The sequence below is a fragment of the Streptomyces rishiriensis genome (genome assembly GCF_030815485.1).
GTDB classification, from domain to species: Bacteria; Actinomycetota; Actinomycetes; order Streptomycetales; family Streptomycetaceae; genus Streptomyces; species Streptomyces rishiriensis_A.
Genome location: NZ_JAUSWV010000002.1, coordinates 6,222,951 through 6,241,048, shown reverse-complemented (window position 1 = coordinate 6,241,048; position 18,098 = coordinate 6,222,951). Strand labels below are relative to the sequence as shown.

Genomic DNA, 18,098 nt, shown 5'->3' with positions numbered 1-18,098 from the left:
GTGGCGTGCGCGCCACCGCCTTTCGTCACTTGACGCAAGCAGCGGCAATAGGTTGCATACGTTCTGTGATCGTGCACCCTGCTCCTACCTCTTGTTCCCTTACGTCCCTGAGGACACCGTCGTGGGCAGGGGGCGGCACGCCGTGGACCCGGTGATCATCGTCGGAGCGGGGCCGGTGGGGCTCACGCTCGCCCTGGCGCTGGCGCGCCAGCAGGTGCCGTCCGTGGTCCTCGACGAGGGCCCCGGCAAGGACGAACCACGGCTCGCGCGCACCGTCGTCCTGCGCGAGGACACCGCCGCCCTCGTCGAGCGGCTGACCGGAGTGTCCCTCGACGAGGCCGGGGTCCACTGGGCCGGATGGCGGTCGATGCGGCGCAAGCAGGTGACCCGCGAGGTCAGATTCGACGACGCGACGGATCCCGCCCCCCTGCACCTCGCCCAGCATGTGCTGACGGGCGTGCTGCGCGCCGCCGTCGCAGGTCAGCGGCTGGTGAAGATCGCCGTGGACAGCCGCCTGGACTCCATCGAGCAGGAACCTTCCGGCGTCACGGCCCACACCCGCGGTCCCCGGGGCACCTGGTGGCGCGGCAGCCACCTCGTCGGCTGCGACGGCCCGCGCTCCACGGTCCGCAAACTCCTCGACATCCGCTTCCCCGGCCGTACGGCGGTGGAGCGACACGCCGTCGCCGCGCTGCGCACGGAACTTCCCTGGGCCGACGAGGCGTTGCTCCATCGGACACCGCCGTGGCGGGTGTCCGGCCCCTCCGCCGGGGAAGTCACCGGACGCCCGCTGCCGGACGGTGTATGGCGCCTGGACTGGCTGCTGCCGCCCGGCAAGGACCTCGTCACGCCCGAGCTGCTCGTGGCCCGTATCCGCGAGACCCTGGCGGGCTGGAACAGCGGTTCCACGCCCCCTTACGAACTGCTCGACACCGGCGTCCACACCGTGCACCACCGGTTGGCCCGCCGCTGGCGCGTGGGGCGGGTCTTCGTCGCCGGGGACGCCGCCCACCTGCTCGGCGCGTTCGGCACCCAGGGCCTCGACGAAGGCCTGCGGGACGCCGACAACCTGGCCTGGAAGCTGGCGCTGGCCTGGCACCACGGCTCGCACGAGGCGTTGCTCGACAGCTACCAGGCGGAGCGGCGCGCGGCGGTCGCCGCCCGGCTGCGCGCCGCCGACCAGGCGCTGCCGGTGCTGCGCGGCGGCGCGGGCATAAGGGCGTACGTGCCGGGCACGGCGCGCGGTCACGACCTGCTGCTCACCGACGGCCATCTGGGCCGCGGCCCGTTGGGCGCGCCGGGCACCTACGACGGCTCGCCGCTCGCGCCCCGGCATCTGGAGGCGGAGGTGCCGGTGGACACGCCTCCCGGCGCGCCCGTCGAGGACGTCCGTGTGACGGCGGAGGACGGTTCGTTCGTACGGCTGCGGGACCGGCTGGGACGCGGCGCGCTGCTCGTCCTGCTGATCGCGCCGGGCACCGGCGTGTGGGAGCGCAGGCACTGGGTGGGCGCCGGGATCATGCCCCGGCTCGCCGCCGCGGTGACGGCCCTGCCGAGCCCGGCCGAGCTCCTGGTGGCGGAGAGCTATCCGGGTGCGGCCGCGCACACCGTCCTGCTGATCCGGCCCGACGGCCATCTGGTCACCGCGCTCGACGGGGTTCGCGCGGCCGACCTGTACGCGGCGGCGGAGGCGACGGTGGGCGGACCTGAGGGGGCACGCGAGACCTCCGAAGCGGGGGCCACGGCCGGCTCCGCGACCAAGTGACGGTATGGCCGCCCCGCCCCGCCCCGCCCCGGCGCCCGCCCGCGCAGGCCGATACGAAGCCCGGCCGACAACCGGCCAGAGGTGAGCCGGGGGCGAGCCGGGGGCGAGCCGGACGAAAGTCGGGTGCGAGCCGGCCGAGAGTCGCACGCGAGCAGGGTGCGAGCAGGGTGAAAAGCGCACGATCGCACCGGCCGTGACCGTGCGGTCCGCATGGTGACAGTGAGTTGACCGGGGTGCACCGGCATGGTGTACTCCGGATCGTGACCGACACCGATGTGCGCCTGTGGCGGAGGGTCCATATGGACCTCGTCCGCTATGCGGGCTGCGTGTGTCGCCCGTCCTGCTGAATTCGCATCCCCTTTCCCCACCGGCGCGCGCCGCCGATGCGCACCTCACCTCGTGCGCCGCCGCGTGCTCCCCGCGAACCTTCCCAGGACGGTATCCGTGTCTGTCTCCCCCTCCTCCGTGCCCACCGCCGCCCCCGTCGCCGCCGCGCCCACCCAGGCGGAGCTTCTCGACTTCGTCCGGCGCACGGCCGCCGACGCCGAGCTGATCGCCTCGCTCCCCCTCGACCCGGAGGGCCGTACCTGGGTGCGCCTGGAGGGCCCCGGGGGCAGTGAGGCCTGGCTGATCGGCTGGCCGCCCGGCACCGGCACCGGCTGGCACGACCACGCCGACTCGGTCGGCGCCTTCCTGACCGCGCGGGGCGAGCTGAAGGAGTACTCGCTCGCCGCGCGGCTGCCCACCGACGGCTGGAAGACCCTCGAGCTGACGGAGGACGTGGACCGGGAGCGCACCCTGAGGGCCGGCCAGGGCCGCTCCTTCGGACGTCACCATGTCCACGAGGTCCTCAACCGGTCCACCGAGGAACACGCCGTCTCCGTCCACGCCTACTACCCCCCGCTGCCGCGCATCCGCCGCTACAGCCGTACGGGCCACGTCCTGCGGCTGGAGCAGGTCGAGCGTCCGGAGGACTGGCAGTGAGCGGCTCGGGCGCACCTCGGGAGGCACGCCCGGTCGGCGCACGGCCGGTCGACACACGACCGGTCGACACACGACCGGTCGACACACGGCCGACAGGCGTGGACGAGCTGCTCGAGCGGATCCGCACGGGGTACGCGCGCGTGGAGGCCCGGGAGGCGTACGAGGCCGCACGCACGGGCGACGCGCTGCTCGTCGACATCCGGTACGCGGCCCTGCGCGAACGGGACGGCCTGATCCCCGGCGCCCTGGTCGTCGAGCGCAACGAACTGGAGTGGCGCCTCGACCCCCAGGGCAGTCACCGCCTCCCCGAGGCCACGAGTCACGAGGTGCGGGCGGTCGTGATCTGCAACGAGGGCTACGCGTCGAGCCTGGCCGCCGCCTCCCTGCACCAACTGGGGCTGCACCGGGCCACCGACCTCGTCGGCGGTTTCCAGGCGTGGCGGGCGGCGGGGCTCCCCGTGACGTCGTAGCGGGGCCGTGGCGTGCCGGGCTCAGTCCCGCGGCGGGCAGTACAGCGGGGCCGTGTCCGCGTTGTCCCGGGTGACCAGGCGGACGGGCGTCCTGTCGATCCTGTCGGCCCGGTCGTCCTTGCGGAGCAGGGAGACGACGTTCTGCACCGCCAGTTCGCCGGTGTCCGCAGCCGAGTTGGAGACGGTGGCGGCGAGGCTGCCGGCCTTGAGTGCGGCCAGTGCCTCGTCGGTGCCGTTCACCGTCACGATCCTGACGTCCTCTGCACCGGCCGTGTCGAAGGCCTTGCGGGCGGCGAACGCCATCTCCTCATTGGCGACGAAGGCGTAGTCCAGGCCGGGACTGTCTCTGATCACGGCCGCTGCGACCGTGCGCGCCTTGACGGGGTCGTACATGCCGGGCCGGCTCGCGACCACCTCGGCGTTGTCCGGCAGCCGCTCGGTGAACGCCTTGGTCAGCAGGTCGGAGGCGGCACCGGGGGCACCCGCGATCACAGCGACGCTCACCTCACGACCGGCGGCGTCCCGCTCGATCCACTCGGCGTCGAGCTCCCCCACCTCCTTCAGATCGACCACGACGGCCCCCAGGAGGCCGGACGTGTCGTCGGGGGCGACCGAGGTGAGGAAGATGGGGACCCCGGCGGCCTTCGCCTCGGCGATGTCCCCCTTGAGGACGTCGACGTCGACGGTCTGGACGATCAGCGCGTCCACCTTGCGGGCGATCATGTCCTCGATGTTGGAGACCTCCGTGTCGCCGTCCTGGCGCGAGTTGGCCGTGAACAGATGGACGCCGTTGTTGCGGGCCGTCCGCTCGACGGACTCCTGGAGACACGTATGGAACTCGGTGGTACCGCCGTTGACGAAGCCCAGCGTGATCCTGCCCGTGACCGCCCCGGCGGGCGCCGTGGCCTGCGAGGGCCAGACTCCGCAGCCGGTGAGCAGCAGACCGGCGCCGAGGACCGGGACGACGAGCGGTCTTCGGGAGCGGGTGGACACGGGCATGGCAAGGCCGCCTTTCGGAAGTGCGGGAGACGATCCCCGCGGACGGGACGGGGGTGCCGGGCGGCAGCAGACAGTACCGGCAGCCCGGACGAGCTCACCCTTCCGGGAGCGCAAGGTAATCCTGCGCTCCCCGGGGGGCCCGGAGATCACGCCTTCCGACAGGGTGCGGAGCATCGCTCACGCCTTCCGACAGGATGTGGAGCGTCGCTCACTCCCTCGCCGTCGCCACCGTCGCCCCCGCGCGCACCCTCAATGCCACGCGTCCCGGCACCACGGTGGCGTACCCGAGCGGTATGACGGCCGGGGCCGCCCGCCCGGTCCTTCCGACGCTGAACGCGGTCAGGACCGCCAGGGAGAGGGCCCTGCCCAGGGCGACGGCGAGGAGCAGTACCGCCAGCGCCTCGGTACGCATGCGCAGCACCTGGCGACGGGTCGCCCCCGCGCAGCAGCGCGAACTCCCGCACTCGCTCGGCGACCGACATGGCGAGCGTGTTGACCACGGCGATGGCCGTGAACGCCGGCACCAGTCCCATGGCCAGGAATATGACCTCGGCGTTCGCCTGCTCCCGCTCGGCCCGCAGCGAGTCGGGCGGCGGCACGGCGAGGTCGCCGAGTTCGACGGGAGCCGCGGACGCCGGTTCCGCTTCCGGGGGCTCCTCCGCACCGGGTTCCGTGGCTTCGGGATTCTGGGACACGCGTACACACTCACCTGTGCACAGACGCCCTTGTGCACTGCGGTGATCCGGACTCCTCAGTGGGGGTTGTCCCCACCCCGCTGCGGAAACCGGCTGTTCAGCACCCGTTCTTCAGCGCCCGCGTCTGTACAGGGGTAAGACGCCGGCGACTCGTCGAGAACCTCTCGTTCAGAACCCTTCGCCGTCCAGGAACTCCGTCTCCTGACCCTCCGCCTCCAGTGCCTGTCGGACCACCCGCAGGGCCATGCCCTCGGGGTAGCCCTTGCGCGCGAGCATGCCGGCGAGTCGGCGCAGCCGTTTGTCACGGTCGAGGCCGCGGGTCGAGCGCAGCTTTCGGGCGACGAGCTCGCGCGCCGTCTCCTCTTCCTGCTCGGAGTCGAGCCGGCCGACGGCCTCTTCGATCAGCTCCGAGTCGACCCCCTTGGTCCGCAGCTCCTGGGCGAGGGCCCGCCGGGCCAGCCCCCGGCCGTGGTGCCGGGACTCCACCCAGGCGTCCGCGAAGGCACCGTCGTTGATCAGCCCGACCTCCTCGAACCGCGAGAGCACCTCCTCCGCCACGTCGTCCGGGATCTCCCGTTTGCGCAGCGCGTCGGCGAGTTGCTTCCGGGTGCGCGGGGTCCCGGTGAGCAGGCGCAGGCAGATAGCCCGTGCCCGCTCAGCCGGGTCCCCTGAAGACCCCTCCTGCTCGGCCCTCGACGAGGAAGAGGTGCCTTCGTCCTCGGCGGACGGTTCTCCGAAGCCGCGCCGACGTCGTCCACGACCACCGCGTGGACCTCCATCGCCGCCGCGCCGCCCCCGGCCACCACGGGGCCGGTCGTCGTCGTCCGTCCCGTCACCGCGGTGCGGGTCGCCGTCCGTCCCGTCACCGCGGTGCGGGTCGCCCTCCGGCCGGTCGTCGTCGGCCTGGGCGGGGCCGCCGTCGGCCCCGCCCCTCGTCCCCCGGGGCGTGTCGGGGTAGACGTACTCGGCCCAGTCCGTTCGTCGCGTCACGGATCAGCTCTTGGCAGCCGCGGCCTTGGTCTTGGCGGTCTTGGCCGCGGTGGCCGGAACCGCCTTGGCAGCGTCCTCCGCGGGGGTGCCCGCGGCAGCCGGGGCGACCGCACCCGGCTCGGCGGCGGGCTCCTCCGGACGCACGCCGACGCCCAGCTTCTCCTTGATCTTCCTCTCGATCTCGTTGGCGAGGTCGGGGTTGTCCTTCAGGAAGTTACGGGCGTTCTCCTTGCCCTGTCCCAGCTGGTCGCCCTCGTACGTGTACCAGGCGCCGGCCTTGCGGACGAAGCCGTTCTCCACGCCCATGTCGATCAGACCGCCCTCGCGGCTGATGCCGTGCCCGTAGAGGATGTCGAACTCGGCCTGCTTGAAGGGCGGCGCAACCTTGTTCTTGACGACCTTGACGCGGGTGCGGTTGCCGACCGCGTCGGTGCCGTCCTTCAGGGTCTCGATGCGACGGATGTCGAGACGCACCGAGGCGTAGAACTTCAGCGCCCGGCCACCGGTCGTGGTCTCCGGGGAGCCGAACATCACGCCGATCTTCTCGCGGAGCTGGTTGATGAAGATCGCGGTGGTCTTGGACTGGTTGAGCGCGCTGGTGATCTTCCGCAGTGCCTGGCTCATCAGACGGGCCTGGAGACCGACGTGGCTGTCGCCCATCTCGCCCTCGATCTCGGCGCGCGGGACGAGCGCGGCGACGGAGTCGATGACGATGAGGTCGAGGGCGCCGGAACGGACCAGCATGTCCACGATCTCGAGAGCCTGCTCGCCGTTGTCCGGCTGCGAGAGGATCAGGTTGTCGATGTCGACGCCGAGCTTCTTCGCGTACTCGGGGTCGAGGGCGTGCTCCGCGTCCACGAAGGCGACCTGTCCGCCGGCCTTCTGCGCGTTCGCCACGGCGTGCAGCGTCAGCGTCGTCTTACCGGAGGACTCCGGCCCGTACACCTCCACCACGCGGCCGCGTGGCAGCCCGCCGACGCCGAGGGCGACGTCGAGTGCGGTCGACCCGGTGGGGATGACCTCGATGGGCTCGTTCGGTCGCTCGCCGAGACGCATCACGGCGCCCTTGCCGAACTGCCGTTCAATCTGTGCGAGTGCGGCATCCAGTGCCTTCTCGCGGTCGGTTCCTGCCATGGGTTCCACCCGGTTTGCTTGAGTCGATCGCTTCACGTCAAAGACGCTAACGCCTGCCACTGACAATGCGCCCCGACGCCGGTCCGGCCTGTGGATAACTCGGGTGCTTCTCCGCCCAAACCGGGACGGAACGCCCGACCAGAGTCTCACCGGAGCCCTAATAAGAATGGATGTTCGATTTCTGTGTCAAGCGCACCACGCGGCACTTCCGAGGCTACGTTCACCTGCCTGCCACGCCTCCGGTCCGGCTCACGCGGGCCTCCTGTCCACGTGCTCCCGACCACTTCCCCCGGCGACTACTTCCCCCGGCGTACGGCGGGTGTCTTCGGCAGGACGACGACGGCGTACGACACGGCCGGGACGCTCGACGCATGGACCAGCAGAAGACCGGGCACGCACGCGGCGAAGCGGAGGCCGGGCACCCGATCCCGCATCCGCCACCGCATCCCCCTCCGCACCAGCACCTCATGGACAGCCAGTCCCCTCAGCACGTCCGGTACCCCCAGTACCCCCCAAACGGCCTGTCCCACCAATACCGTCTCTACGAAGCGACGGCACTTGTGCTGATCCTCTCCGGGCTCGTCCACCTCGCGGTGTTCGCCGTCGACGGCGGCCCCTGGAGCGGGCCCGTCTCCTGGCGCAAGCCGGTGACCTTCGGGCTCTCCTTCGGGGTGACGCTCCTCGCGGTCGTCCGGGTCACTTCGTATGTGCGTGTCGGACCACGGCTGCGCGGCGCGCTGCTCGGGGTCTTCGCCGCCGACTGCGTCGTGGAGGTCGCGGGCATCACCCTTCAGGCGTGGCGCGGCGTGCCTTCGCACCTGGACATGGAGACGCCCTTCGACACGGCCGTGTCCATGACGCTGGCGGTCGGCGGCGGGATCCTGGTGATGCTGCTCGCCGGGTTCGCCGTGGCGTCCTTCCGGCACCGGCCGGCAGGTCCGGCCGGGATGGCTCTCGCCGTGCGCTCCGGCTTCGCGATCCTGCTCGTCGCGCTCGCCTCGGGGGCGGCGATGATCGCGCGTGGTGTCGTGCTCACCCGCACCGGCCATCAGGAGGCGGCGTACCACTCGACGGCCTGGCTCAAGCCCCTGCACGGGGTGAGCCTGCACGCTGTCCTGGTGCTGCCCGCCCTGACCTGGCTGCTGTCCCGCACGCCCTGGAGCGAGGCCGTGCGGCGGCGGATCGTGGCGGCGGCGGTGGGTTGCTACGCGGCCGCCGTCGCCGCGGCCGGTGTATGGGCGGTCCTCAGGTACTGATTGCCGCTCCCCCTCAGCGGGACTCGCCCCGCGACCCGTCCCGCCGATGCCGTACCTGCCTCCACAGCCCCCGCGCGCGGGTGAGCGGTCCCGGCCCGTCGCTGCGTCCCCGGTGTCCGTGGACACGGGGATCGTCCGTGACGTCGTAACGCTTCACGTAGGCGCCCAGGAACGCCTGGAGGGTGGCGATCGCCGGGATGGCGACCAGCGCGCCGACGGCGCCGAGAAGGGCGGTGCCCGCGATGACGGAGCCGAAGGCGACGGCGGGGTGGATGTCGACGGTCTTCGAGGTCAGCTTGGGCTGAAGCATGTAGTTCTCGAACTGCTGGTAGACCACGACGAAGATGAGTACCCACAGGGCGTACAGGGGCGAGACCGTGAAGGCGATCAGCATGGGCAGGGCGCCGGCGAGATAGGTGCCGATGGTGGGGATGAACTGCGAGACCACACCCACCCAGACGGCGAGCACGGGCGCGTACGGGATACCGAGCGCCTCGAGCAGTACGTAGTGCGCGACGCCGGAGATCAACGCCATCAGCCCGCGCGAGTACAGATAACCGCCGGTCTTGTCGACGGCGATCTCCCACGCCCGCAGCACCTCGGCCTGCTTGGCGGGCGGCAGGACGGAGCACAGCCCGCGGCGCAGGCGGGGACCGTCGGCGGCGAAGTAGAACGAGAACAGGGCGATCGTCAGCAGCTTGAAGAGGCCGCCGAGCACCTGTGTGGAGACGTCCAGGACGCCGGCGGCGCTGTTCTGCGCGTACTTCCTCAGCCAGTCGGAGTGAAGCAGTCCCTCCTGGACGTCCACACGCCTGAGGTCCGTGTGGAACGTGGTGTTGACCCAGTTGATCACCGAGTCGAGGTACTCCGGAAAACCCTCGATCATCTTGATGATCTGACCCGCCAGCATCGAGCCGAGCAGCGTGAAGAAGCCGGCGACCACGATCAGCAGGCCGAAGAAGACCAGGAAGGTGGCGAGCCCCCTGCGCATCCCGCGGGCGGCCATCCGGCTGACCGCCGGCTCTATCGCCAGCGCCAGGAAGAACGCGATCAGGATGTTGAGCAGCAGGCCGATCAGCTGGTGGAAGGCCCAGGTGCCCAGCTGGAACGCACCGATGAGAGCGAGTGCGAGCACCATGGCGCGCGGAAGCCAGCGCGGCATGCGCGCGCCCTGCTCGGCGCCGCCGTCGGCCGGGGGCGGCCCGGTGGGCGGCGTAGCGCCGAGCGGGGATGGGTGCCGGGCGACCTGCCCGGTCTCGTCAGTGGGTGCCACGGACCAAGTCTCGCCTACGCCACCGACAATCGGAGCGCCGCCTACGATCTTCTTGTGGGATCAGCGCATCTCCTGGGGAACGTTCATCACCGTGCACACCACGCGCCACACGTCCTTGGCCTCCCAGCCGTCCGCCAGCGCCCCGTGCACCGTGCGTCCGCCGAGTTCCGCCATCACGTGATCGCGTGCGAACGTCTCGGCGTATCCCGCGCCGAAGTGCTCGTCCATCCGCTGCCAGAAGACCGTCAACCGCATGACACCAGTATCCCGCGCGCGGGGGTGGCCCTCGCAGGGGCCGCCTGCCGAGACCGCTTTCCGCCCTACGGTCTGACGCATGGCCGAATCCGGAGCATCCCCACTCCCCCCGACGCCCCCGGCGCGCTCCCCGCTCTTCCGCGCCGAGCACTTCGTCTGGCTCACCGCACGCGTGCTGGAGCAGCGCCTCTTCGCACACGACTTCCTGCACGGCGCCGCCGACCCCGTCGAGACCGCCCTCGACGCCTACCGCAACGAGGACGGCGGATACGGCCACGCGCTGGAGCCCGATCTGCGCGGTCCCGTGAGCCAGCCCCTGCACACCGCGCGGGCACTGCGCGTCCTGGACTCCGTCGGTCGCCTCGGCGGCCGGCGCGTGGAACAGGTGTGCCGCTACCTGACCTCGGTCTCCACCGGCGACGGCGCACTGCCGGCGATCCATCCCAGCCAGCGCGGGTACCCGGCGGCCCCGTTCATTCCGATCGTGGACGACCCGCCCAGCGAGCTCCTGTCCACCGGGCCGGTGGTGGGCCTGCTGCACGGCAACGACGTCTGGCATGCCTGGTTGTTCAGGGCCACGGACTTCTGCTGGCAGGCGGTCGACTCCCTGGAGCGGTCCCATCCGTACGAGATCCAGGCTGCCGTGGCCTTCCTGGACTCCGCCACGGACCGCCCGCGCGCGGAGGCGGCCGCCGACCGGCTGGGTCGGCTGGTACGCGCGCAGCGGCTCGCCGCGCTGGATCCGGACCACCTGGACGCGTATCCGGTCGCCCCCGGGTACGCACCCGGCGAGCACCACTTCCCGTACGACTTCGCGCGGACACCGCACTCCCTCGCGCGGGCGTGGTTCACCGACGACGAGATGGCACGCTCCCTGGACCACCTCGCCGGCGATCAGCAGCAGGACGGCGGCTGGCCCGTCCGGTGGCGTCGCTGGGCGCCCGGCACCGCCCTGGAGGCCCGCCCCATGGTGACGATCGAGGCCCTGCGCACCCTCAGGGCCTACGGCCGCGCCATCGGCTGATCCCGCGCCGGCCGGCCCTCACCTGGACCGCCTCCTCGTTCTCACCCGCCCAGGGCCCGCACCCCCGCCGTCACCACCACCGCGGCCGCGACGACCAGCAGGAAGGGAGCCCGCAGCATGAGGGCGACGACGGCCGCGGCGAGCCCCGCGGCCCTCGCGTCCAGCACGAGCGCGTGCCCGTCCGCGAAGGTCTGCTGGGCGGTGAGGGCGGCGAGCAGGGCGACGGGAAGCAGGGCGGCGAACCGCCTGACGAGGGGCCGTTCGAGAAGACCGGCGGGGACGAGCAGTCCGGCGAGCTTGACGGCATAGCAGCCGAGAGCGGTCGCGCCGATCGCGAGCCAGATGTTCATCGCTCCTCCTCCCCCGTGTCGACCCGGCCGGCCGCCCCGCGGCCTCGGCGCCGGCCATCGAGGTACAGGACGACCGGCGCGGCGAGCGCGGCCGTCAGCACGGGCACTCCGGCGGGCAGCACGGGCAGCAGGCCCAGCCCCAGGAGCACCGCGAGCCCGGCGACGGCCCGCTCGGCGGTGGTCTTCAGCATGGGTGCGAGCAGCGCCAGGAAGACGGCGGGACCGGCCGCGTCGAGCCCCCACGCGTCCGTGTCCCCGATGGCCTCCGCCCCCAGGGCGCCGCACAGCGTGGTGAGATTCCACAGGACGTACAGAGACAGTCCGGTGACGCCGAAGCCGATGCGCGCGGCACGCCGCCCGGGCTGAGCGAGGGAGACCGCCGCCGTCTCGTCGATCACCCATTGGGCGGCGAACGGGCGCACCGCGCGCGGGAGCGCCAGCGACTGCGACAGACGCAGACCGTAGAAGGCGTTGCGCACACCCAGGAAGAAGGCGCCCGCGGCCGCCGTCAGGGGGTTGCCGCCCGCCGCCAGTGCCCCGACGAGCGCGAACTGGGACGCCCCCGTGAACACGAGGAGACTGAGCGCGCAGGTCTGCCACACCGAGAGTCCGCTGCCCGCCGAGGTCACCCCGAAGGCGAACCCGGAGAGTCCTACGGCGACCCCGACCCCGAGGGCGTCCCGTACGACGGCGGCGTCCGGCCGTCCCCCGCCGTCGGCGCGTATGTCCGTGAGTGCTGTCTGTTCTGCCACGACCACGAGGGTAGGAGCAGCCCACCGGGCGGGTCTTGTACGTTCTTGCGCTCACGCTGGTACGCCCCCGGAGGGACTCCGACGATCCGGGCGAAGTGGCGGTTGAGGTGCGGCTGGTCGGTGAACCCGACCGCGACGGCCGCCTCCGCGGGCGCGGTCCCCGCGTCCAGCAGCCGCCGCGCCCGCCGCACCCGGGCATCCGTCAGCCAGGCATGGGGCGGCAGCCCGTACATGTCCCGGAAGGCCCGCAGCAGCGCGAACGAGCTGGTCCCGAGGTCCGCGGCCAGCTCCTCCAGCGTCGGAGGGTCGATCAGCCGCTCCTCCAGCACGCCACGCGCGCGTGCGGCGATCCGCGCCCCGGCCGACCGCACCTCCCGCTGCGGCAGCGGTCCGCCGTTGAGCCGCAGCAGCCGCGTCACAGCCACCCGCAGCAGTGTGTCGGCGGCCAGCGCGTTGCCCTCCTCGGCGGCCCGGAGCACCTGATGCACCAGCCCGACGGCGTAGGCATCGTCCAGCACGGGACGGACGAAACCCGGAGTGCCACGAAGGGTCGTGGTCTCGGCCGCGATCCCGGCCACCACGTCGGGCGAGGGATACACGGCCCCGTACCGCCAGCCCTCCGGCACCCCGGCGCGTCCGGTGTGCGGCGTGTCCGGGTTGACCAGCGCGAGCGCCCCCGCGCCCGCGTACTGGTCGGCCCCACGGTGGTGAAAGACCTCCACCCCCTCGGCGATGGCGGCGATCACGAAGTGCTCGTGGGTGTGCCGCACGAAGGCCTTGTGGACATAACGGGCGCGCAGCAGATCGACACCGGGCAGCTCCGCATACCGCCAGTGCCGCGCCAGCTCAGCCGAACCGGACCTCGAACTCCCCACACACCCATTCTCCGCGACCCACCACGGGCCCACCGGCCCACCGGCCCACCGGCCCACCGGCCCACCGCGTCAGAGGATCCCGTGCCACACGACTCCGCCATCGCGCGCTGCCGCGTCTCGCCCCGCCGTACGGCCATCGCCCCCGCCGTGCCTGGCCCAGCCCCCCCGCCACACGGCGACCGCCCAGCCCGCCACACGGCGTCCCCCACCGCCGGGGCGCGGCGGGGGACGCCGTATCCGCGCAGGTCAGGGCAATTGTCAGTGGCCGGGTGCAGGATGGACGCATGGTCAGCTCCGCACACCGAGCCCTCGACGGCTTCTCCCCCGCGACCCGCGGCTGGTTCACGGGGGCGTTCTCCGCGCCCACCGCGGCCCAGGCGGGCGCGTGGCGGGCCATCGGCGAGGGCTCGGACGTGCTGGTGGTGGCCCCGACCGGCTCCGGGAAGACCCTGGCCGCCTTCCTCGCCGCCCTGGACCAACTCGCCTCGACACCCCCTCCCGCCGACCCGAAGAAACGCTGCCGAGTCCTCTACGTCTCCCCCCTCAAGGCCCTCGCGGTCGACGTGGAGCGCAATCTGCGCAGCCCCCTGACCGGCATCCGCCAGGAGTCCGTCCGTCTCGGCCTGCCCGAGCCGGAGGTCAAGGTCGGCATCCGCTCCGGCGACACCCCGCCCGCCGAGCGCCGCGCGCTGTCCACCCGCCCCCCGGACATCCTGATCACGACTCCCGAATCGCTGTTCCTGATGCTGACGTCGGCCACTCGGGACGCGCTGACGGGCATCGAGACGGTGATCCTGGACGAGGTGCACGCGGTGGCGGGCACCAAGCGGGGCGCGCACCTGGCGCTCTCCCTTGAGCGGCTGGACGAACTGCTGCCGAAGCCGGCCCGCCGCATCGGCCTCTCGGCCACGGTCCGGCCGGTCGACGAGGTGGCGCGGTACCTCTCCCCGCACCGCAAGGTGGAGATCGTCCAGCCGAAGTCCGGCAAGGAGTTCGACCTCTCGGTCGTCGTCCCGGTGGAGGACCTGGGCGAGCTGGGCGGCTCCCCGGTCGCCGAGGGCTCCGAGGGGGCGGAGCGCCCGTCGATCTGGCCGCATGTCGAGGAGCGGATCGCCGACCTCGTCCAGGCCCACCGGTCCACCATCGTGTTCGCCAATTCCCGCCGGCTCGCCGAACGCCTGTGCAACCGGCTCAACGAGATCGCCTACGAGCGGGCCACCGGCGAGCCGTTGGACGAGCACCACTCGCCCGCTGAGCTGATGGGCGGCTCGGGTGCGGCCCAGGGCGCCCCGCCCGTCATCGCGCGCGCCCACCACGGTTCGGTCTCGAAGGAACAGCGCGCACTCGTGGAGGAGGACCTCAAGGCGGGCCGGCTGCCCGCCGTGGTGGCGACCTCCAGCCTGGAGCTCGGCATCGACATGGGCGCGGTGGATCTCGTCATCCAGGTCGAGTCACCGCCTTCGGTGGCCTCGGGCCTCCAGCGCGTCGGCCGCGCGGGCCACCAGGTGGGCGCCGTGTCCACCGGCGTGGTCTTCCCGAAGTACCGCGGTGACCTCGTCCAGGCGGCGGTCGTCACCGAGCGGATGCGCACGGGCTCGATCGAATCCCTGAAGGTCCCCGCCAACCCGTTGGACGTCCTGGCGCAGCAACTCGTGGCCATGACCGCGCTCGACACCTGGCAGGTCGACGACCTGCTGACCACCGTCCGCCGTGCCGCCCCGTTCGCGTCCCTCCCGGAGTCCGCGTTCACGGCGGTCCTGGACATGCTGGCGGGCCGCTACCCGTCCGACGCCTTCGCCGAGCTGCGTCCGCGCGTGGTGTGGGACCGCGTCGCCGGCACGATCACCGGCCGTCCCGGCGCCCAGCGTCTCGCCGTCACCTCCGGGGGCACGATCCCCGACCGGGGCCTGTTCGGCGTCTTCCTGGCGGGCTCCGACCCCAAGAAGGGCGGCGGCCGGGTCGGCGAGCTCGACGAGGAGATGGTGTACGAGTCGCGCGTGGGCGACGTCTTCACGCTCGGCACCAGTTCCTGGCGCATCGAGGACATCACACGCGACCGCGTCCTGGTCTCCCCCGCCCCCGGAGTCCCGGGCCGTCTGCCGTTCTGGAAGGGCGACCAGCTGGGCCGCCCGCTGGAGCTCGGCCGCGCGGTGGGCGCGTTCCTGCGCGAGGTCGCCTCCCTGCCCAAGGACGACGCCCGGCTCCGGCTGCTCACCGCGGGCCTGGACGCCTGGGCGGCCGACAACGTGCTCTCCTACCTGGACGAGCAGCGCCAGGCCTGCGGACACATCCCGGACGACCGCACGATCGTCGTGGAACGCTTCCGGGACGAACTGGGCGACTGGCGGGTCGTCGTCCACTCACCCTTCGGCGCCCAGGTCCACGCCCCCTGGGCCCTTGCGCTCGGCGCCAAACTCTCCGAGCGCTACGGCATGGACGCCCAGGTCATGCACGCCGACGACGGCATCGTCCTGCGTCTGCCGGACGCCGATCTCATGAGCCTGGACCTGCTCGACCAGGAGCCGCTGAAGGCGGGCATCGAGTACGACGCCGAGCAGGCGCCGGTCGGCGCGGCCGACGTCGTCTTCGACAAGGGCGAGGTCGATCAGATCGTCACCGACCAGGTCGGCGGCTCGGCCCTGTTCGCGGCCCGCTTCCGCGAGTGCGCCGCCCGCGCGCTGCTGCTGCCGCGCCGCAGCCCCGGCAAGCGCACCCCCCTCTGGCAGCAGCGCCAGCGCGCCGCCCAGCTGCTCCAGGTGGCGAGCGAGTTCGGCTCGTTCCCGATCGTCCTGGAAGCGGTCCGCGAGTGCCTCCAGGACGTCTTCGACGTTCCCGGACTCGTGGAGCTGATGGGTGACCTGGAGGCCCGCAAGGTGCGCCTGGTCGAGGTCACCACCGCGGAGCCGTCCCCCTTCGCCCGCTCGCTGCTCTTCGGCTACGTCGCCCAGTTCCTGTACGAAGGGGACTCCCCGCTCGCCGAGCGCCGCGCGGCCGCCCTCTCCCTGGACTCACGTCTGCTGGCCGAGCTGCTCGGCCAGGCAGAACTGCGCGAACTGCTCGACGCCGAGGTCCTCACGGAACTGGAGCGGGAACTCCAGTGGCTCACCGAGGACCGCCGGGTGAAGGACATCGAAGGCATCGCGGACCTCCTGCGCCTTCTCGGTCCGCTCACCGACGCCGAGCTGGCCGAGCGCGGCGCCGAACCGCACTGGGCGCAGGAGCTTGCCGCCGCCCGCCGTGCCATCCGGGTCCGGATCGCGGGTGTCGACCACTGGGCAGCGATCGAGGACGCGGGGCGCCTGCGCGACGCGCTCGGCACGGCGCTGCCGGTCGGTGTCCCGGAAGCCTTCACGGAGCCGGTCAAGGACCCGCTCGGCGACCTCCTCGCGCGTTTCGCGCGTACGCACGGCCCGTTCACCTCGGCGGGCGCGGCCGCCCGCTTCGGCCTCGGCGCGGCGGTGACCGAGGGCGCCCTCCAGCGGCTCTCGGCCGGCGGGCGCGTCGTGCAGGGCGAGTTCCACCCGGCCGGCATCGGCCAGGAGTGGTGCGACGCGACGGTCCTGCGCAGGCTGCGCCGTCGCTCCCTGGCCGCCCTGCGGCACGAACTGGAGCCCGTCCCGCCGCCCGCGCTGGCCCAGTTCCTGCCCCAGTGGCAGCACATCGGCAAGGGCCACTCCCTGCGCGGCACCGACGGCCTGGTGCGCGCCGTCGAGCAGCTCCAGGGCGCTTCGGTGCCCGCCTCGGCCCTGGAGAGGCTCGTCCTGCCCTCCCGCGTGCGGGACTACGCCCCGGCGATGCTCGACGAACTCACCGCGGCCGGAGAGGTGGTCTGGGCCGGAGCCGGCGCCCTGCCCGGCAAGGACGGCTGGATCTCCCTGTATGTGGCGGACGCGGCGCCCCTGCTCCTGCCACCGCCCCACCCCCTGGAGCTGACGGCGCTGCACCAGTCGGTCCTGGACGCCCTTTCCGGGGGTTACGGCCTGTTCTTCCGCCAGATCGCCGATCAGGTCCGCGCCACCACGCATCCCGAGGCCACCGACCCGCAGCTCGCCGACACCGTGTGGGACCTGGCCTGGTCCGGCCGGCTCACCAACGACACGCTCAGCCCCCTGCGCGCCCTGCTGGGCTCGGGGCGCACGGCCGGTTCCACGGCCCACCGCGCCAAGCGCAGTGTCCCGCGCGGTCGCTACGGCTCGCTGACGGCGGCGGCCCGACCCGCTTCCCGCAGCGGCCCCCCGACCGTCGCCGGGCGCTGGTCCCTCCTGCCGGCCCACGAGTCCGACCCCACGGTCCGCGCCCACGCCCTCGCCCGTACGCTCCTCGACCGGCACGGCGTGGTGACGCGGGGCGCGGTCGCGGCCGAGGGCGTCGAAGGCGGCTTCTCGGCGACGTACCGCATTCTGTCCGTCTTCGAGGAGAGCGGTCAGGCCCGCCGCGGCTATGTCGTGGAAGGCCTCGGCGCGGCGCAGTTCGCGATGGACGGCGCCGTGGACCGACTCCGCGCGGTGGCCAACGCCCGTGACCGGGGCGAGCCGCTGCCGGGCCCGAACCCGACGACGAGCCCGTCGGACGGCTTCGATTTCCCCGACGGCTCCCCCTCCGACGACATCTGGGGCGTCCCCGGCCTCGACGCCCCGTCCTCCCCCTTCGACGCCCCGGCTGCCTCCGCCTCCCGCGACGAGTACGTCTCGCCCCGTGACTTCGGCTCTCCCGGCGCCGGCGGCCCCCGAGGGAGCGGCGGCTTCACCACCGGCTCAGGCGGCCCGGACGGCTCGGGCAGGCCGCACGCCTCGGGCTTCCCGGACCACCACAACCCCCGACGCGCCCAGAACCGCAACCGCTACGGCACGGCATCGAGCGTCTCCCGCGCCGTCGTCCTCGCCGCCGCCGACCCGGCGAACGCATACGGCGCAGCGCTGGGCTGGCCCGAGCCACCGAGCGGCGCCGGGCACAAGCCGGGCCGCAAGGCGGGCTCCCTGGTGGTGCTCGTGGACGGCGAGCTGACGCTCTACATGGAGCGCGGCGGCAAGACCCTGCTGGCCTGGCCCTCCACCCCCGACGGCGAGGGCGCCCCCACCGACGACCCGCGCCTGCACGCCGCCGCGGAGGCCCTCGCGGCGGCCGCGCGCGCGGGCTCCCTCGGCACGGTCACGGTGGAGCGCGTCAACGGCGCCTCGGCCCTGACCTCCCCCATCGGCACCCTCCTGGAAGGAGCGGGTTTCATCGCGACCCCCCGCGGCCTGCGACTGCGCGCATGACCGCCCCACCCCGTTCCC

General features: G+C 72.8%; 15 protein-coding genes and 1 pseudogene. 7 read left to right on the top strand and 9 right to left on the bottom strand.

The genetic code is table 11. The features are described 5' to 3' along the window. The first annotated feature begins 142 nt into the window (after nt 1-142). The 4 genes from QF030_RS30315 to QF030_RS30305 all read left to right on the top strand — a co-directional run bounded on the left by QF030_RS30315 (nt 143) and on the right by QF030_RS30305 (nt 3,219). Nucleotides 143-1,765 (top strand): FAD-dependent monooxygenase, encoded by a 1,623-nt coding sequence (locus QF030_RS30315; RefSeq protein ID WP_307167744.1) that lies wholly within the window; start codon nt 143-145, stop codon nt 1,763-1,765. A 233-nt stretch (nt 1,766-1,998) separates the two neighbouring features. Then, nucleotides 1,999-2,112: a putative leader peptide gene (locus tag QF030_RS40655; protein WP_373428926.1), complete on the top strand. Its 114-nt coding sequence runs from the start codon at nt 1,999-2,001 to the stop codon at nt 2,110-2,112. Nucleotides 2,113-2,209: 97 nt separating this feature from the next. After that, nucleotides 2,210-2,749: a cysteine dioxygenase gene (locus QF030_RS30310; RefSeq protein ID WP_307165743.1), complete on the top strand. Its 540-nt coding sequence runs from the start codon at nt 2,210-2,212 to the stop codon at nt 2,747-2,749. Between the two features lie 98 nt (nt 2,750-2,847). Continuing rightward, entirely contained in the window at nt 2,848-3,219 is a 372-nt protein-coding gene (locus tag QF030_RS30305; protein ID WP_307165742.1) for a rhodanese-like domain-containing protein, read from the top strand. 21 nt (nt 3,220-3,240) lie between these two features. Here QF030_RS30305 and QF030_RS30300 read toward each other — a convergent pair whose 3' ends face one another. From QF030_RS30300 to recA, 4 genes and pseudogenes are all read right to left on the bottom strand, one after another. After that, nucleotides 3,241-4,218 (bottom strand): sugar ABC transporter substrate-binding protein, encoded by a 978-nt coding sequence (locus tag QF030_RS30300; protein ID WP_307165741.1) that lies wholly within the window; start codon nt 4,216-4,218, stop codon nt 3,241-3,243. 208 nt (nt 4,219-4,426) lie between these two features. Then, nucleotides 4,427-4,805 (bottom strand): annotated as a pseudogene (locus tag QF030_RS30295) (ABC transporter permease); the annotation flags it as partial. A gap of 276 nt (nt 4,806-5,081) precedes the next feature. Further along, complete coding sequence (gene recX / locus QF030_RS30290; protein ID WP_307165740.1) at nt 5,082-5,903, bottom strand: recombination regulator RecX; 822 nt, start codon at nt 5,901-5,903, stop codon at nt 5,082-5,084. A gap of 3 nt (nt 5,904-5,906) precedes the next feature. Beyond that, complete coding sequence (gene recA / locus QF030_RS30285; RefSeq protein WP_307165739.1) at nt 5,907-7,037, bottom strand: recombinase RecA; 1,131 nt, start codon at nt 7,035-7,037, stop codon at nt 5,907-5,909. Nucleotides 7,038-7,408: 371 nt separating this feature from the next. On the opposite strand from recA, the gene QF030_RS30280 reads away from it, so the two are divergent. After that, the gene (locus QF030_RS30280) at nt 7,409-8,293 is read left to right on the top strand and encodes a hypothetical protein (RefSeq protein ID WP_307165738.1); all 885 of its coding nucleotides are present in this window, start codon (nt 7,409-7,411) and stop codon (nt 8,291-8,293) included. A gap of 13 nt (nt 8,294-8,306) precedes the next feature. Here QF030_RS30280 and QF030_RS30275 read toward each other — a convergent pair whose 3' ends face one another. Next, on the bottom strand, nt 8,307-9,566 hold the full coding sequence (locus tag QF030_RS30275; protein WP_307165737.1) for an AI-2E family transporter: 1,260 nt from the start codon (nt 9,564-9,566) through the stop codon (nt 8,307-8,309). A 60-nt stretch (nt 9,567-9,626) separates the two neighbouring features. Then, nucleotides 9,627-9,821: a DUF3046 domain-containing protein gene (locus QF030_RS30270; protein ID WP_062650931.1), complete on the bottom strand. Its 195-nt coding sequence runs from the start codon at nt 9,819-9,821 to the stop codon at nt 9,627-9,629. 79 nt (nt 9,822-9,900) lie between these two features. Between QF030_RS30270 and QF030_RS30265 the strand changes: the two genes are divergently transcribed. Further along, nucleotides 9,901-10,845, top strand: a complete 945-nt coding sequence (locus tag QF030_RS30265) for a hypothetical protein (RefSeq protein ID WP_307165736.1) — start codon at nt 9,901-9,903, stop codon at nt 10,843-10,845. A gap of 41 nt (nt 10,846-10,886) precedes the next feature. Here the strand turns inward: QF030_RS30265 and QF030_RS30260 are convergent, their stop codons facing one another. From QF030_RS30260 to QF030_RS30250, 3 genes are read right to left on the bottom strand one after another with little or no spacing between them, the layout of a single operon-like run. After that, a complete protein-coding gene (locus QF030_RS30260) occupies nt 10,887-11,195 on the bottom strand; it encodes an AzlD domain-containing protein (RefSeq protein ID WP_307165735.1) in 309 nt (102 codons plus the stop codon). Further along, nucleotides 11,192-11,947 carry an AzlC family ABC transporter permease gene (locus QF030_RS30255; protein WP_307165734.1) on the bottom strand — a complete coding sequence of 252 codons (756 nt, stop codon included), beginning with the start codon at nt 11,945-11,947 and terminating at the stop codon, nt 11,192-11,194. Before QF030_RS30255 ends, QF030_RS30260 begins: the two co-directional genes overlap by 4 nt. Then, the gene (locus QF030_RS30250; protein WP_307165733.1) at nt 11,848-12,822 is read right to left on the bottom strand and encodes an AraC family transcriptional regulator; all 975 of its coding nucleotides are present in this window, start codon (nt 12,820-12,822) and stop codon (nt 11,848-11,850) included. The genes QF030_RS30255 and QF030_RS30250 overlap by 100 nt, the downstream gene beginning before the upstream one ends. Nucleotides 12,823-13,106: 284 nt before the next feature. Here QF030_RS30250 and QF030_RS30245 point away from each other — a divergent pair, with 284 nt between their 5' ends. After that, a complete protein-coding gene (locus tag QF030_RS30245; protein ID WP_307165732.1) occupies nt 13,107-18,080 on the top strand; it encodes an ATP-dependent helicase in 4,974 nt (1,657 codons plus the stop codon). Nucleotides 18,081-18,098 lie beyond the last annotated feature (18 nt).

What these genes read in the sequence shown, in the direction of transcription:
- QF030_RS30300 (WP_307165741.1), bottom strand. Translation starts at nt 4,218, where the DNA reads ATGCCCGTGTCCACCCGCTCCCGAAGACCGCTCGTCGTCCCGGTCCTC.
- recA (WP_307165739.1), bottom strand. Translation starts at nt 7,037, where the DNA reads ATGGCAGGAACCGACCGCGAGAAGGCACTGGATGCCGCACTCGCACAG.
- QF030_RS30280 (WP_307165738.1), top strand. Translation starts at nt 7,409, where the DNA reads ATGGACCAGCAGAAGACCGGGCACGCACGCGGCGAAGCGGAGGCCGGG.
- QF030_RS30270 (WP_062650931.1), bottom strand. Translation starts at nt 9,821, where the DNA reads ATGCGGTTGACGGTCTTCTGGCAGCGGATGGACGAGCACTTCGGCGCG.
- QF030_RS30265 (WP_307165736.1), top strand. Translation starts at nt 9,901, where the DNA reads ATGGCCGAATCCGGAGCATCCCCACTCCCCCCGACGCCCCCGGCGCGC.
- QF030_RS30260 (WP_307165735.1), bottom strand. Translation starts at nt 11,195, where the DNA reads ATGAACATCTGGCTCGCGATCGGCGCGACCGCTCTCGGCTGCTATGCC.
- QF030_RS30245 (WP_307165732.1), top strand. Translation starts at nt 13,107, where the DNA reads ATGGTCAGCTCCGCACACCGAGCCCTCGACGGCTTCTCCCCCGCGACC.